This is a genomic window from Xanthomonas sp. NCPPB 4467 (assembly GCF_041475665.2).
In the GTDB taxonomy this organism is placed as follows: Bacteria; Pseudomonadota; Gammaproteobacteria; order Xanthomonadales; family Xanthomonadaceae; genus Xanthomonas; species Xanthomonas dyei.
Genome location: NZ_CM191260.1, coordinates 1653116 through 1668023 on the forward strand (window position 1 = coordinate 1653116; position 14908 = coordinate 1668023).

Consider the following 14908-nt stretch of genomic DNA (forward strand, 5'->3'; position numbering starts at 1 on the left):
CCAGCTTCCATCAGTGGCGGGGCGATTCATGCAGCGCGTTTTCGGGCAGTTGCCAGACGGTGTCGAGGTCCACGCGCTTACCCTGCGCAGCGATGCCGGGTTGGAGGCCGAGGTGCTGACCTATGGCGGCATCCTGCATGCGCTGCGGCTGACCACCGCACATGGCGTGGTGCCGTTGCTGCTGGCCTTGCCGGATCTGCCCGCTTACGCCGCCGATGGCGACAGCCTCAACATCCTGGTCGGCCGCTTCGGCAATCGCATCGCCGGTGCGCGTTACACATTGGATGGCGTCACCCACACGCTGGCGGCCAACGAAGGGCGCAACCAGTTGCACGGTGGATTGCGCGGCTTCGGGCGGCGTGTGTGGCGCGTGCTGGAGCAGGCACCGGATCAGGTGCTGCTCGGCTACGACTCGCCCGATGGCGAAGAAGGCTATCCCGGCAATCTGCAGGTACGTGCGCGCTTGCAACTGGAAGGACGCAAGCTGCAGCTGGACTTCGAGGCGCAGTGCGATGCCGCCACCGCGTTGAATCTCACACATCACCCGTACTTCAACCTGTCCGGCGACCCGCATCACCGCGCCGCCGCGCAGGTGCTGCGCGTGCCGGCCGATCGCTATCTGCCGGTGGATGCCGAATCGATTCCGACCGGCGAAATCGCGTCCGTTGCCGGTACACCGTTCGATTTCCGCACTCCTGCGGCATTGGCCGACAACACCGATGCTAGGCATCCGCAAGTGATCCTCGGCAAAGGCTACGACCAATGCCTGGTACTGGCAGCCGACGCCGATTGCGTTGCCGAGCTGTACTCGCCGCACAGTGGCGTAGCGCTACGCATCACCAGCGATGCACCGGCGGTGCAACTCTACGAAGGCCAGCATCTGGACGCCCATCATCCCGGCCTGGGCCGCGGCGTGTGTCTGGAGCCGCAGGACTACCCGGATGCGCCCAATCACCCCAACTTCCCGTCGACAATCCTGCGGCCCGGCGAGATCTACCGCCGCCGTATCGTCTATCGCTTCGCCAACCCTGGCCCGGACCAATCGTGGGCCGTGGTCAGTGTGGCGCTGGATGCGTGAGGGTTGGCGTCGAAGGAATGGGGTGCGATTGAGCTGCGCAGCCGCTGCCTGAAAAGGGGCGGAAATCCAGCGTGCCGTCCCGCCCCGATGACATGCGGCACAGCTCCACGCCCACCGCCATCAACGCGGCCCCAGCACCAGCTCGATCACGAACTTGCTGCCGAAGAACGACAGCACCAGCAACGCCATCGCGGTCAGCGTCCAGTGCACCGCCTTGGTGCCGCGCCAGCCGTTGCGCCAGCGGCCGACCAGCAACGCACCGAACACGATCCACGACAGGATGCTGAGCACGGTCTTGTGCAACAGCCGCTGCGCCAGGAAGTCCTGCACGAACAGCAGCCCGGTCAGCAGGGTCAGGCTCAGCAACACGAAGCCGACCGCGATCGTGCGAAACAGCAAGGTTTCCAGCTCGGTCAACGGCGGTAGCGCACGCAGCCAGGTATGGAAGTCGCGCCGCCGCAGCGCACGTTCCTGCAGCCACAGCATGATCGCCAGCAACGCGGCGATGCCCAGGGTGGCGTAGGCCAGCAAGGCCATCCAGGCGTGCAACTCCAGCCGCCAGCCCAGATCCGCGCTAGGTTCGTGGCCGTAGGCGTGATAACTGGCCAGCAGGATCGCCGACAGCGGAAACACCACCACGCCCACCGCCGCCATGCGCCCGCGGCCACCGAACACCGCCGTCAGCGCGGCCATGCCCAGGCCGCACAGCGACAGTGCCGCAAAGAAATGCATGTCCGGCCCGCCGGCGGTGCGGAACGCCACCAGCACGTGATACCCGGCGTGCAGCGCCACCGCCGCCAGCGCCGGTGCCAGCCAGCGCGCAGGGGCCTGATTGCCATCGCGCAGCACCGCCTGGGTGAGCAGCGCCGTGGCCAGCAGATACAAGGCGAACGCGATGAGAACGATTGTCATCGTTGAAGTTTCGCATATTGGCGGCGGGGAGTCGGGATTGGTGATTCGGGATTCGACACATGGGCGCCGAAGGCCGCAGCGGAGCTCGGGCATCAGGCGTGGCGCCGGGTATCGAATCCGAAACGCCGAAGGGGTGAGCGGTGCCGGGGCGGGCGCTTGGCCTGTGCCGCTATAATCGGTGCCCGTTTCCCCTTACGCGGTCCTTTGCGCATGTTCGAGTCCCTAACCCAACGTCTCTCCGGCACCATGGAGCGCCTGCGCGGACGCGGCCGCCTGACCGAGGAAAACATCCGCGAAGCCACCCGTGAAGTGCGCATCGCACTGCTCGAAGCCGATGTCGCATTGCCGGTGGTGCAGGCGCTGATTGAGCGCATCAAGGTGCGTGCGGTCGGCCAGGAAGTGCTCAAGTCGCTGACCCCGGGCCAGGCGCTGATCAAGATCGTGCGCGACGAGCTCACCGCCGTCATGGGCGCTGCCGCTGCCGACCTCAACCTCAACGTGCCGGCGCCGGCCATCATCCTGATGGCCGGCCTGCAGGGTGCGGGTAAGACCACCACGGTCGGCAAGCTCGCCAAGCACCTGAAGGAAAAGCGCAAGAAAAAGGTCATGGTGGTCTCGGCCGACGTCTATCGCCCGGCCGCGATCGAGCAGCTCAAGACCCTGGCCGAACAGGTCGGCGTGCTGTTCTTCCCCTCCGATACCTCGCAGAAGCCGGTCGACATCGTGCGCGCCGCCATCAGCGACGCACGCAAGTCCTTCGCCGACGTGCTGCTGGTCGATACCGCCGGCCGTCTGGCGATCGATCAAGCGATGATGGACGAGATCAAGGCCTTGCACGCCGCGATCAACCCCACCGAAACCCTGTTCGTTGTCGATGCCATGACCGGCCAGGACGCCGCCAACACGGCCAAGGCGTTCGGCGAAGCGCTGCCGCTGACCGGCGTGGTGCTGACCAAGACCGACGGCGACGCTCGCGGTGGTGCGGCGCTGAGCGTGCGCTATATCACCGGCAAGCCGATCAAGTTCGTCGGTACCGGCGAAAAGACCGACGGCCTGGACGTGTTCCATCCGGACCGTGTGGCCAGCCGCATCCTGGACATGGGCGACGTGCTGTCGCTGGTGGAGCAGGTCGAGCACAGCGTCGATCAGGAAAAAGCCGCCAAGCTCGCCGCCAAGGTCGCCAAGGGCAAGAAGTTCGACCTCAACGACATGAAAGAGCAGCTCGAGCAGATGCAGAACATGGGCGGCATCCATGGGCTGATGGACAAGCTGCCGGGCATGGGCCAGATCCCGGACAACGTCAAGCAGCAGGTCACCGGCAAGGAAGTGCCGCGCATGATCGCCATCATCAATTCGATGACCAAGAAAGAGCGCCGCAACCCGGCCTTGCTCAACGGCTCGCGCCGCGCCCGCATCGCGCGTGGCTCGGGCATGTTGCCGGCCGACGTCAACAAGCTGATGAAGCAGTACCAGCAGATGGAAAAGATGATGGGCAAGCTGGCCGGCGGCGGCATGAAGGGCCTGATGCGCAACATGAAGGGCATGATGGGCGCCATGGGCGGCCGCGGCGGCATGCCGTTCCGTTGAGTTCAGTGATGCGCTGACGCGGCCGGTGCGACGCCGCACTGGCCCTGCGCTTGCAATGTAGGGTTTCGCGCAGATGCAGATGCAGGTGCGATTGCATGGATGCAGTCAGAGGTCCAGATCACACGCTGCGTGGGTCGAGGGCGCGGTGCCCTCACCGCTCGCGGGACACGCCGTGAACCCGTCCCTGGGGGCTCGGTGGCAGCATCCATGCCGCCACACGGTCCCGCAATCGGCGAGGACACAGCACCAGAGAGTTTGCTGGCTGCTTTACTCAACGCCATGCATCCCGACCATCCAGACTGGTCCTTGCCTGCCTACCGTCGCGTAATAGCTGACAAGGACGTCCTTGCAGCGTGTCCCGCGATGGTGGGCGGGCAAGGGCCCTGCAGCCAGGCAGTAGATCAGCCCGCCTGCAGTACACTGGCGTGAAGTAGTTTTGTCGGCGGCTCTTAGTCGAGGTAACCATGACCGAAAGCCGTATGTATCCCGCCCAGGACGACGCTGCGATGTTGGCGGCGTACGCCGATGCACGCGCGACGTTCAAGTTTTTCTGGCGTGAGCTGTCCTGGGAATATCGTCGGATCGTGCCGGCGTTGTCCCTGGCAGCGATCAAATTGCCGTTTGCCACCGACGCATCCGCGGTTGGTGCGCCGTCGCACGAGCACATGTGGGTATCGGACGTGCAGTTCGATGGCGAGCAGCTGTCCGGCAGCCTGCTCAACGACCCGGCATGGATCTCGGAGCTTGCCGCCGGCGACGCTGTCTCTGCGCCGATCGGCGAACTGGAAGACTGGATGTACGTCATCGACGGGCTGGCTTACGGCGGCCACACCATCGATGCGATGCGTCGCACCATGCCGCAGGACGAACGCGCCGAACACGATGTCGCGTGGGGTCTGGATTTCGGTGGTCCGGGTGCCGTGCGCCTGGTGCCTGCGCGCGTGCAGGAGCGCAAAGGCGGCTTGTTCGGCAAGCTGTTCGGCAGCAAGCCGGCTCAGCCCACCGCAGCGCAGCAGGACCCATCCCAGTGCGAGCATCCGATGAGCGAGAACATGGGCGCCAAGTTCGATCAGGGCCTGCGCGATCAGCCCGACATGGTGCATTTCCGCGACGACGCTGGCTGGACGCTGTTGCAGCGCGATGCCCTGGCCGGTAATTATCAGCCGGTCTCGCTGCTGCTCAAGCACGGCGCGGATGCGTCGCTACGCACGCCCTCGGGAAACACTGCGCTGGACCTGGCGCGGCAGATGCAGTGGCCCAGGATCGTGCAACTGCTTGAAGGCTATCGCTGAGGGTGTCATGACACAGTCGCTCGCGTTGGATGGCCCGTACTCAAACATCGCCCCTTTCTGCGAGCGCTTTGGCTTGCGCGTCCCGATCCTGCTCAGCCCCATGGCCGGCGCCTGCCCGGTGCCGTTGTCGGTCGCTGTCGCCAATGCGGGTGGCATGGGCGCGATGGGGGCAGTGTTGTCGCAGCCGCAGGACATCGTGGCGTGGATGGCCGCATTTGGTGAAGCGAGTGCCGGGCCTGCGCAGGTCAATCTGTGGATTCCCGATCCGGCCCCGGCGCGCGATGCAGATGCGGAAGCGCGCCTGCGCGGGTTTCTTGCGCAGTGGGGTCCGCCGGTGGCCGAGACCGCAGGCGATGCCACCCCAGCCGACTTCGATGCGCAGTTCGATGCCTTGCTCGCTGCCCGCCCGGCGGTGGCGTCCTCGATCATGGGCCTGTTCCGGCCCGACCAGGTTGCGCGGCTGAAGGCGGCCGGCATCGCCTGGTTCGCCTGCGCCACCACCCTGGACGAAGCGCGTGCGGCGCAGGCTGCCGGTGCCGACGCGGTGGTTGCGCAAGGGGCTGAAGCCGGCGGCCATCGCGGCGCGTTCGATGCCAGCCAGGCAGCGCAGCAGATGACCGGGTTGTTCGCGTTGCTGCCGCGGCTTGTCGATGGGCTGCAGATTCCGGTCATCGCTGCTGGTGGTATCGCCGATGCGCGCGGCATTGCCGCGGCGCTGACGCTGGGCGCCAGCGGGGTGCAGATCGGCACCGGCCTGCTGCGCACGCCCGAAGCGGCGCTGCCCGATGCGTGGGCCGATGCCCTGGCTGCCGCCGAGCCGGAGCACACCCAGCCAACCCGCGCGTTTTCCGGGCGCCTGGGGCGGGCGTTGCTCACACCCTACGTGCGCGCCGCCACTGCACCGGATGCACCGCCGCCTGCGCCGTATCCGGTGCAGCGCGGCTTGACTGCAGCGATGCGCCAGGCAGCGACGCGCGACAATCATTTGGCATCGATGCAGGCCTGGGCGGGCCAATCCGCATGGATGGCGCCAGCGCAGCCGGCCGGTGAACTGGTCACGCAGTGGTGGACGCAGGCGCAGGCACTGTTATGTCGCTGATCTTCTGCAACGGCGCGCCGGCAAGCGCGCAACAGCTCGGTGCTGCGGCGCTGATCAACTACGGCCACTTCACCACACTGCAGGTGCGCGACGGCGCCACGCTGGGGCTGGACCTGCATCTGCAGCGCCTGCAGGAAGGCAGCCGCGCATTGTTCGGCCAGGAACTGGAAACTGACCAGTTGCGGGCGCAGTTGCACGCTGCGCTGGTGGCGTCGGCCATGGCCGATGCCAGTCTGCGCGTCACCGTGTTCGCGCCCGACTACGATTTCCGCGAGCCGTTGCGCGAGGTCGCATTGGATGTGCTGGTCGCCATCTCGCCGCCGGCGCACATGCCCGAGACCGGGTTGCGCGTGCAGGTCACCGATTACGTACGCGAGCGGCCGGAACTCAAGCATGTCGGCACGTTTCCGCTACTGCATCTGCGCCGTCTGGCCATGCAGGCCGACCATGATGATGTGGTGCTGCAGGACCGCCAGGGCAGGGTGCTGGAGGGGGCGTTCTGGAATCTGGGGCTGTGGGAACGCGGCGGGGTGGTCTGGCCGCAAGGGGCGTCGCTGTTGGGCACCCGGCAGCAGTTGCTGCAATCCGGCCTGAAAACGCTGGGCGTCACGCAGGTCAGTCGCCCGGTGGAGCTGAGCGAGCTGGACCGCTTCGATGGCGCATTCGCCTGTAATGCGCGTGGGCAGCAGGCCATCGTGGCGTTGGGGCCGGCACGTTGGGGGCCGCATGCCGCGCAGTTGCCGCTGCTGGAGCGGGCCCTGCAAACCCATGCCTGGCAAGCGATCTGAGCGATCTGGTGTGCCGGCGCCGGCTGACTTGGCTTCGCTGCCGGAGCCCGCTATAATCGCCGGCTTACCGCGCCACTCTGGCGACTGGGCAACTCAGGAAAACGACACCATGGTCAAGATTCGACTGACCCGCGGCGGCGCCAAGAAGCGTCCGTTCTACCACATCATCGTGACCGACGTGCGCAGCGCGCGCGACGGCCGCAACATCGAGCGTCTGGGTTACTACAACCCGGTTGCACAGGGCGCAGAACCGCGCATCGTGCTGGACGTTGCACGCGTCGACCATTGGGTCGGCCAGGGCGCACAGCTGACCGACAAGGTGCGTAACCTGTATCGCGAAGCATCCAAGTCCCAGGCCGCTGCGGCCTGATCTTGAGGGCCAGGCGTCGCCGCCTGGCCCAGAGTCGACACAGATGAAGCCGACCGAGCGCCGCATCCTGTTAGGCAGGGTTGTCGGCGCTTTTGGTGTCAAGGGCGAGCTCAAGCTCGAATCCTGGACCGAGCCGCGCAGTGCGATCTTCCGGTATCAGCCGTGGATCGTGCGTTCGCCATCGGGGCAGGAAACGGTCGTGAGCGGGGTGCGTGGGCGCGACCAGGGCAAGAACCTGATCGCGGTGTTCCCAGACGTGACCGACCGCGATACGGTCGAGGCCATGCACGGGACCGAAATCTATGTCTCCCGCAGCGTCTTGCCGCCACCAAAGCCCGACGAGTACTACTGGGTGGATCTGGAAGAACTGCAGGTGGAAACCGTCGAGGGCGTCAAGCTCGGGACGGTATCGCATCTGTTTTCCACCGGGTCCAACGATGTGGTCGTGGTGCGCGGCGATCGCGAGCGGCTGATCCCGTTCGTGCTGCCGGAGTTCGTCAAATCGGTGGACTTCGAGGCCAACTTGATCGTGGTCGACTGGGATCCGGATTTCTGATCGGAGCGGTGTCTCGGCTTCGCTCTTGCTCTAACCATTCCCCACTCCCGATTCCCGATTCTTAAGTGCGCATCGACGTCATCAGCCTGTTCCCCGAGTTCATCGCGCAATGCGCGGCGTTCGGTGTGGTCGGGCGGGCGCAGGAGCGTGGCTTGCTGGAGCTGCAAGGCTGGAATCCGCGCGACCATGCGCAGGGCAATTACCGCCGGGTGGACGACCGCCCGTTCGGTGGCGGGCCCGGCATGGTGATGTTGATCGAGCCATTGCGGGCTTGTCTGGACGCGGTGCAAGCCGCCGATCCGCAGCCGGCGCCGGTGATCTACCTCAGCCCGCAGGGGCGGCCGCTCACCCAGCCGCGCGCGCGCGAGCTGTCGCAGTTGCCGCGCATGATCTTGTTGTGCGGGCGCTATGAAGGGGTGGACGAGCGCTTCCTGGCGCAGGCGGTGGATATGGAAATCTCCATCGGCGACTACGTGTTGTCCGGTGGTGAGTTGGGCGCTGCAGTCCTTGTGGATGTGGTGACGCGGTTGCAGGACGGTGTGTTGAACGACGCCGAATCTGCCGCGCAGGACAGTTTCGAGGGCCCGCAAGGCCTACTGGATTGCCCGCACTTCAGCCATCCGTCGACCCATGCCTGGGGCGATGTACCGGACGTGTTGCGTTCGGGTAACCACGGCGCTATCGCGCGCTGGCGCCGCCAGCAGTCGCTGGGCCGGACCTGGCTGCGACGCCCGGACCTGCTGGACGAGGGTGGGTTGGACAAGAACGATCGCCGTCTGTTGGACGAGTTTCGCCGCGAACTCGCCCCAAGCGACGATAAACCCGGTAATGAGAAATAAGGGCTCACCCCTAGCTCTTGCAAGATTGATTGGGGTACAATATGCGGCTTGCTGGCCAGCCTTGCGTCTGGCCCTCTTTACGAACCTCGAGCAATCGCCGTGCGGCGACTGCCGGTCCAATATCACCAGACACGCGGTGCCCATCATGAGCAAACTCAACAAGACCATCCTGGCTGACTTCGAAGCCGCCCAGATTCAGCGCAAGCTGCCGGAATTCAACCAGGGCGACACCGTTGTGGTGAACGTCAAGGTGAAGGAAGGCAACCGCGAGCGCGTCCAGGCCTATGAGGGCGTCGTGATCGGTACCAAGAATGCCGGCCTGAACTCCGCTTTCACCGTGCGCAAGATCTCGCACGGCTTCGGCGTCGAGCGCGTGTTCCAGACCCACAGCGCCATCATCGACTCGGTCGAAGTGAAGCGCCGCGGTAAGGTCCGCGCCGGCAAGCTGTACTACCTGCGTGGTCTGGAAGGCAAGGCTGCCCGCATCAAGGAAGATTTGGCCGCTGCTGCACAGGCCAAGGCTGCTCGCCAGGCTGCTGCCAAGGCCGAGTAAGCCACACTGGCAGGTCGTTGATCTGCCACTGCCAGACGGCCGCCTTCGGGCGGCCGTTTGCGTTTGTGGAATGGGAAATGTCGACCGCGCTCAGGGTAGGCGTTTTCTATGGTGCGCTCAGTGGGCGATGCGCTGATGTTGATGCCATCGCAGTAGCGGATTGCGCGCTGTGCAGATCGCCAGCCGTCATCGACGTAGATGGATCGACGCAGATGCAAGGCATCTCGCCGCATCCGGTCCCTGGAGTGGATGCATGTCGGCAAACACTCGCATGTCGATCCACTCTATGCGTCTGGGACATAGGGTCCGCGCGACGGATGCAGCAACTCACGGATCTGCTCACGCACGGCGCTGTAAACCGCTGCACTGTTTCAGGCAAGGCCAAGTGCAGGGCAGATGCTGCTTGATCGTCAGGATGTCAGGCGTTGCTGGATGCCGACGGATGACGACATCGGGCGAACAGAATGAAGCTGCTTGGATTTATCACGTGTCAGTGGTTGGGTCTGCGCGACACCTTGAAGCCAATCAACACCTTTGCGCATCTGCATTGATCACACGGCTTGGCTGCGCTTGACGTGCGCGTTCAGGGCGATCGTGTCTGCGTCCGCTCGGCGGTGGGGGCGGTGTCGGCGACCGGCGAAGCGGGATGTGCGGGTACTTCAGCCGGGGCGGCCAGTGCCGACGGATGCGTCGGTGTGGCCAGCATGCGCGCTTTGCGCCAGCCGCCCCAGCGGTAATACGCCAGCGATAACAGCATCGAGCAGGTGGAGCTGATCGGAAAGCTCCACCACACCGCATCAGCCCCAAGATGCGGCACTAAGAAGTTGGCCAACGGCACGCGTACGCCCCATAGCGAAAACGCCAGGATCAACAGCGGCGGGATCACCGCGCCGGTGGAGCGCACCACGCCCGACACCACAAAGCTGACCCCGAACAACAGGAACGACCAGATCGCGATGTGGTTGAGGTGCCGTGCGATGTCCAACGTGGCGCTGCCTTCGGGCAGAAACAGGGCAAGGGTCCAGCGGTCGAACCCGATCAACAGCGCAATCAGCAGGCCGGTCATCAGGAAGTTGGCGGCGATGCCGGTGCGTGCCACGGCATCCACGCGCGACCACAGGCCGGCCCCCACGTTCTGGGCGGCCATCGACGAACAGGCGGCGCCGACGGCCATTGCCGGCATCTGCACGTAATTCCATAGCTGCAGCCCGGCACCGAACGCGGCCGCAGTGTCGGTGCCGAAGCCGTTGACCAGCGACAGCATTGCGATCATCGCCAGCGAGATCATCACCATCTGCAGGCCCATCGGCACGCCCTTGACGATGAGGGCGCGCAGGATGGCAGGGTCGATGCGGAACAGATGCAGATCGCGCCGTCCGAGCCATAGCACGTGGCGTTTCTTGCGCAGATAGATCAGCAGGCCGGCCAGTGCGACCACCTGCGCGATCAGCGTGGCCCATGCCGCACCGGCAATGCCCAGCGCAGGGAACGGGCCGATGCCAAATAGCAGCAACGGGTTGAACACGATATCCAGCAGCACCGACAACAATAGAAAGCGAAACGGCGTGCGCGCATCGCCGGTGCCGCGCAATGCCGCCGACAGAAAGGCGAACAGATACAGCGTTGGCATCGCCAGGAAGATTACCCGCAGATACTCTTCGGCCAACGTCTGCGAGGCGGCGGGCGTGCCCATGGCGGTGAGCAGGTGCGGCGCCAGATACCAGCCGAGCACGGCAATCACCGCCGACAGCCCGCCGAAGAAACTCGCGCTGGTGCCCATCACCTTGCGTGCCTGCGCGATGTCGCGCGCACCCATGGCCTGGCCGATCAGGATGGTGGAGGCCATGCCGATGCCGAACACCGAACCGATCAGGAAGAACATGATGCTGTTGGCGTTGGCCGCGGCAGTCAGCGCTTCTTCGCCAAGATAGCGGCCGATCCAGATCGCGTTGACCGAGCCGTTGAGCGACTGGGCGATATTGCCTGCCATGATCGGCAGGGCGAACAACAGCAGGTTCTTGCCGATCGGGCCTTCGGTCAGGACAGCGGATTTGGGCATAGCAGGTAGATCGTCGCGCAGAAGCTGCGCACACTAGCATTGCTGGGTGAGATCCGATGCAGTGCCATTTGGTTTGCGCTGCATATTTCGGGTTGGGACACGCTCCACGTTCGATACCAGCGGTGACCGCCTTTGCAAGATGCTGCGCTCGCTGTTCGGGATACGCTGCAGAGCAGGGGCGTGTCCCTCATCCGGCGCTGCGCGCCACCTTCTCCCGCAGGCGGGAGAAGGGCCGGGGTTTGCGAGCGTCTGTTGGATCGGCGTTGCACACGGACAACAGGTCCCTTCCCCCGCCTGCGGGGGAAGGTGCCCGCAGGGCGGATGGGGATGCACCGACCATCGACCTCTGGCAATCGATCACCATCGGAGGGTTGACGGTCCAGCTTGAGTTCCCGAATGGCTGCCCAAACATTGCTTACCTGAGAGAACGAGACAGCAAGACGCATGAATCTGGAGCTGGAACAGGGCAAGACGGTCCGGCTGGATGTGTGGCTGTGGGCCGCGCGCTTTTTCAAGACGCGCAGCCTGGCCAAGACGGCGGTGGAGACCGGCAAGGTAGATGTGGCCGGTCAGCGGCCCAAGCCGTCGCGCACGCTGCGCAGCGGCGAGCAATTGCGCATCGACCGCGGGGGCGAAATCTTTGAGGTCACGGTGTCCGCACTCAGCGACGTGCGCGGCCCCGCGCCGGTTGCACAGGCGCTGTATGTGGAAGGCGATGCCTCACGCGAGGCGCGTGCGCAATGGCGGCTGCAGCGCGCTGCCGAGCGCACCGGTTACCGCGCACCGGAAGGAAAACCGGACAAGCGCGCCCGCCGGTTGATCAACGCGTTGGGCGATATCGATGCGTTGTAAAAAATCAGTGGGTGCGGGACGCATGCGCTGCACAGAGGCGGCCATGGCAAACCATCCAGGCGTGCGATTCAGCTGAAAACCTGCGCTCCTGTCGAAGGAGACTGGCTGTTGTTCGGAGCGACGACGATGCGGAGCAGCAACGCATCTGATCGACAGCATCACGGCAGTCGGAACGCATGGCACTGCGTCTGCACTGCCGCAAAAAAACGCCCCGGATATCGGGGGCGTTTGCGTTACTGCTGCGGCTTGGAGCGGCTGACAACCGTAGCGAGCACTCGTCAGGTGGCTGTGGACAGCGCACTCGGAACCAGTATGGATTCGTCCGCGCCGGTTCCGAGCACCGACTGGGCTTGCCTCGTGGCGAGCACAGTCGGTGTGTTAGCTGCGCTCAGGCCAGATCGAACCGATCCAGCTGCATCACCTTGGTCCAGGCAGCGACGAAGTCGTGCACGAACTTCTCCTGTGCATCGGCGCTGGCGTAGACCTCGGCCACCGCACGCAGGATGGAGTTGGAGCCGAATACCAGATCCACGCGTGTGCCGGTCCATTTGTGTTCGCCGCTGCTGCGGTCGCGGCCTTCGTACAGCTCCTTCGCGTCCGAGGTCGCTTTCCATTCGGTACGCATGTCGAGCAGGTTGGCGAAGAAGTCGTTGCTCAGTACGCCGGGGCGGGTGGTGAACACACCATGCTTCGCGTCGCCTGCGTTGGCACCGAGCACGCGCAGGCCGCCGACCAGCACGGTCAACTCCGGTGCGGTCAGGGTCAACAGCTGTGCCTTGTCGATCAGCATCGCTTCGGCAGGCACTGCGTAGCGGCGCTTGGCGAAGTTGCGGAAGCCATCGGCCACCGGCTCGAGGACGGCGAACGATTCGACATCGGTCTGTGCCTGCGATGCATCGGTGCGGCCCGGCGCGAACGGCACGGTGACGCTATGGCCTGCGGCATGCGCTGCATGTTCCACCGCGGCGTTACCGGCAAGCACGATCAGGTCGGCCAGCGAAATCTTCTTGCCACCCGATTGCGCGGCATTGAAGTCGGCCTGGATGCGCTCCAGCGTGCCGAGCACCTTGGCCAGCTGTTCGGGTTGATTGGCCTGCCAGTCCTTTTGCGGTGCCAGGCGGATGCGTGCACCGTTGGCGCCGCCGCGCTTGTCCGAGCCGCGGAAGGTGGATGCCGAGGCCCAGGCGGTGGTGACCAGCTGCGCCACGCTCAGGCCGGAAGCGAGGATGGTCTGCTTCAGCGCAGCAGCGTCCTGTGCATCGACCAGGGCGTGGTCGACCGCCGGCACCGGGTCCTGCCAGATCAGTTCTTCGGCCGGCACGTCCGGACCCAGGTAGCGGGCACGCGGACCCATGTCGCGGTGGGTGAGCTTGAACCAGGCGCGTGCAAACGCATCGGCGAACTGGTCCGGGTGTGCGTGGAAGCGGCGCGAGATGGCTTCGTACGCCGGATCGAAGCGCAGCGCCAGATCGGTGGTCAGCATGGTCGGGCGATGCTTCTTCGCCGCGTCGTGCGCATCGGGAATGATGGCGTCGGCGTTCTTGGCCACCCACTGGTGCGCGCCGGCCGGGCTCTTGCTCAGTTCCCACTCGAACTTGAACAGATGGTCGAAGTAGTCGTTGCTCCACTGCGCGGGCGTGGTGGTCCAGGTGACTTCCAGGCCGCTGGTGATGGTGTCGGCGCCCTTGCCGCTGCCGTAGCGGTTGTGCCAGCCCAGGCCCTGGCTTTCCAGCTCGCCGGCTTCCGGCTCGGCGCCCACGTTATCGGCCGGGCCGGCGCCATGGGTCTTGCCGAAGGTGTGGCCACCGGCGATCAGCGCCACGGTCTCTTCGTCGTTCATCGCCATGCGCGCGAAGGTGTCGCGGATGTCCTTGGCGGCCAGCAACGGATCGGGATTGCCGTCCGGGCCTTCCGGGTTGACGTAGATCAGGCCCATCTGCACGGCGGCCAGCGGGTTTTCCAGATCGCGGGTGTGCTTGACCTGGCTGTCGTCGTCCTTGACCAGCACGCCGTGCGCTTCGTCCACGCCCGGCGAGCCGTGCGCATAGCGTTCGTCGCCCCCCAGCCACTTGGTTTCGCGGCCCCAGTACAGGTCCTGATCCGGCTCCCAGGTGTCTTCGCGGCCAGCGGCAAAGCCGAAGGTCTTGAAGCCCATCGATTCGAGCGCGACGTTGCCGGTGAGAATCATCAGGTCGGCCCAGGAGATGGCCTGGCCGTACTTCTGCTTGATCGGCCACAGCAGGCGGCGCGCCTTGTCCAGGCTCACGTTGTCCGGCCAGCTGTTGAGCGGTGCGAAGCGCTGCTGGCCGCGACCGCCGCCGCCACGGCCGTCGCCGATGCGGTAGGTGCCGGCGCTATGCCAGGCCATGCGAATGAACAGCGGGCCGTAATGACCGAAGTCGGCCGGCCACCAGTCCTGCGAGTCGGTCATCAGCGCACGCAATTCCTGCTTGAGCGCGGACAGGTCGATGCGCTTGAATGCTTCTGCGTAATTGAAGGTCTCACCCAACGGATTGGACTTGCTCGAATGCTGGCTGAGCAGGTCCACACGCAATTGCTGCGGCCACCAATCGCGATTGGTGGTTCCGGCGCCGACGACGGCGTGGTTGATCGGGCACTTTGCTTCGGTGGTCATGGCGTTTACCTATGTGCGTGAGCACTTGGGGAGCTGCGTGCCGGTGCGCGGCACGTGCTGGTGGAATCGAAGTGGAGCAGTGCTTGGAGTGTGATCATCGACGACAAATCAATGCGGCTGCAGCTCCACGAATGCTGCCGGGTCTGCCGATGCTAGCGTCTGCCTGGCGTTGCAAGTGCACGCGAGCTGACGACAGAAACACGAGACAGGAAGTTGTTTCAGGCAGACGCATCATGGCGGCGTTGGCACACGATAAGGAGCATCGATCATTTGGTGAATTCGAATTAT

13 protein-coding genes are annotated in these 14908 nt (G+C 65.1%); 10 read left to right on the forward strand and 3 right to left on the reverse strand.

All coding sequences use genetic code 11. The annotated features are described in order from the left end of the window. Window positions 1–28: 28 nt before the first annotated feature. The gene (locus ACCQ06_RS07185) at window positions 29–1078 is read left to right on the forward strand and encodes an aldose epimerase family protein (RefSeq protein ID WP_316691520.1); all 1050 of its coding nucleotides are present in this window, start codon (window positions 29–31) and stop codon (window positions 1076–1078) included. A 120-nt stretch (window positions 1079–1198) separates the two neighbouring features. On the opposite strand, the gene ACCQ06_RS07190 is transcribed toward ACCQ06_RS07185, so the two are convergent. Beyond that, on the reverse strand, window positions 1199–1990 hold the full coding sequence (locus tag ACCQ06_RS07190; protein WP_104614111.1) for a cytochrome C assembly family protein: 792 nt from the start codon (window positions 1988–1990) through the stop codon (window positions 1199–1201). A 210-nt stretch (window positions 1991–2200) separates the two neighbouring features. Here ACCQ06_RS07190 and ffh point away from each other — a divergent pair, with 210 nt between their 5' ends. From ffh to rplS, 8 genes are all read left to right on the forward strand, one after another. Then, entirely contained in the window at window positions 2201–3577 is a 1377-nt protein-coding gene (gene ffh, locus ACCQ06_RS07195) for a signal recognition particle protein (RefSeq protein ID WP_316691524.1), read from the forward strand. A gap of 464 nt (window positions 3578–4041) precedes the next feature. After that, the gene (locus ACCQ06_RS07200) at window positions 4042–4869 is read left to right on the forward strand and encodes a DUF2314 domain-containing protein (protein ID WP_316691525.1); all 828 of its coding nucleotides are present in this window, start codon (window positions 4042–4044) and stop codon (window positions 4867–4869) included. Window positions 4870–4876: 7 nt separating this feature from the next. After that, entirely contained in the window at window positions 4877–5968 is a 1092-nt protein-coding gene (locus ACCQ06_RS07205) for an NAD(P)H-dependent flavin oxidoreductase (protein ID WP_316691527.1), read from the forward strand. Next, window positions 5959–6756 (forward strand): aminotransferase class IV family protein, encoded by a 798-nt coding sequence (locus ACCQ06_RS07210; RefSeq protein WP_316691530.1) that lies wholly within the window; start codon window positions 5959–5961, stop codon window positions 6754–6756. Before ACCQ06_RS07205 ends, ACCQ06_RS07210 begins: the two co-directional genes overlap by 10 nt. 109 nt (window positions 6757–6865) lie before the next feature. Beyond that, window positions 6866–7126 (forward strand): 30S ribosomal protein S16, encoded by a 261-nt coding sequence (rpsP, locus tag ACCQ06_RS07215; RefSeq protein ID WP_005989876.1) that lies wholly within the window; start codon window positions 6866–6868, stop codon window positions 7124–7126. Window positions 7127–7169: 43 nt separating this feature from the next. Beyond that, the gene (rimM, locus tag ACCQ06_RS07220) at window positions 7170–7682 is read left to right on the forward strand and encodes a ribosome maturation factor RimM (protein WP_115553295.1); all 513 of its coding nucleotides are present in this window, start codon (window positions 7170–7172) and stop codon (window positions 7680–7682) included. A gap of 65 nt (window positions 7683–7747) precedes the next feature. Then, window positions 7748–8521, forward strand: coding sequence for a tRNA (guanosine(37)-N1)-methyltransferase TrmD (trmD, locus tag ACCQ06_RS07225; protein WP_316691535.1), 774 nt, complete (start codon window positions 7748–7750; stop codon window positions 8519–8521). A 145-nt stretch (window positions 8522–8666) separates the two neighbouring features. Continuing rightward, a complete protein-coding gene (gene rplS, locus ACCQ06_RS07230; RefSeq protein WP_005989873.1) occupies window positions 8667–9074 on the forward strand; it encodes a 50S ribosomal protein L19 in 408 nt (135 codons plus the stop codon). Window positions 9075–9657: 583 nt separating this feature from the next. Here rplS and ACCQ06_RS07235 read toward each other — a convergent pair. Next, window positions 9658–11133, reverse strand: a complete 1476-nt coding sequence (locus tag ACCQ06_RS07235) for an MATE family efflux transporter (protein ID WP_228322710.1) — start codon at window positions 11131–11133, stop codon at window positions 9658–9660. 444 nt (window positions 11134–11577) lie between these two features. Between ACCQ06_RS07235 and ACCQ06_RS07240 the strand changes: the two genes are divergently transcribed. Continuing rightward, the gene (locus tag ACCQ06_RS07240; protein WP_316691537.1) at window positions 11578–11985 is read left to right on the forward strand and encodes an RNA-binding S4 domain-containing protein; all 408 of its coding nucleotides are present in this window, start codon (window positions 11578–11580) and stop codon (window positions 11983–11985) included. Window positions 11986–12373: 388 nt separating this feature from the next. On the opposite strand, the gene katG is transcribed toward ACCQ06_RS07240, so the two are convergent. Continuing rightward, window positions 12374–14620, reverse strand: coding sequence for a catalase/peroxidase HPI (gene katG, locus ACCQ06_RS07245; protein WP_316691538.1), 2247 nt, complete (start codon window positions 14618–14620; stop codon window positions 12374–12376). Window positions 14621–14908: the final 288 nt, after the last annotated feature.

Bases quoted from the DNA above. Each gene is read 5' to 3' on its own strand.
- ACCQ06_RS07185 (WP_316691520.1), top strand. From the start codon at position 29: ATGCAGCGCGTTTTCGGGCAGTTGCCAGACGGTGTCGAGGTCCACGCG.
- ACCQ06_RS07190 (WP_104614111.1), bottom strand. From the start codon at position 1,990: ATGACAATCGTTCTCATCGCGTTCGCCTTGTATCTGCTGGCCACGGCG.
- ffh (WP_316691524.1), top strand. From the start codon at position 2,201: ATGTTCGAGTCCCTAACCCAACGTCTCTCCGGCACCATGGAGCGCCTG.
- ACCQ06_RS07200 (WP_316691525.1), top strand. From the start codon at position 4,042: ATGACCGAAAGCCGTATGTATCCCGCCCAGGACGACGCTGCGATGTTG.
- ACCQ06_RS07205 (WP_316691527.1), top strand. From the start codon at position 4,877: ATGACACAGTCGCTCGCGTTGGATGGCCCGTACTCAAACATCGCCCCT.
- ACCQ06_RS07210 (WP_316691530.1), top strand. From the start codon at position 5,959: ATGTCGCTGATCTTCTGCAACGGCGCGCCGGCAAGCGCGCAACAGCTC.
- rpsP (WP_005989876.1), top strand. From the start codon at position 6,866: ATGGTCAAGATTCGACTGACCCGCGGCGGCGCCAAGAAGCGTCCGTTC.
- rimM (WP_115553295.1), top strand. From the start codon at position 7,170: ATGAAGCCGACCGAGCGCCGCATCCTGTTAGGCAGGGTTGTCGGCGCT.
- rplS (WP_005989873.1), top strand. From the start codon at position 8,667: ATGAGCAAACTCAACAAGACCATCCTGGCTGACTTCGAAGCCGCCCAG.
- ACCQ06_RS07235 (WP_228322710.1), bottom strand. From the start codon at position 11,133: ATGCCCAAATCCGCTGTCCTGACCGAAGGCCCGATCGGCAAGAACCTG.
- ACCQ06_RS07240 (WP_316691537.1), top strand. From the start codon at position 11,578: ATGAATCTGGAGCTGGAACAGGGCAAGACGGTCCGGCTGGATGTGTGG.
- katG (WP_316691538.1), bottom strand. From the start codon at position 14,620: ATGACCACCGAAGCAAAGTGCCCGATCAACCACGCCGTCGTCGGCGCC.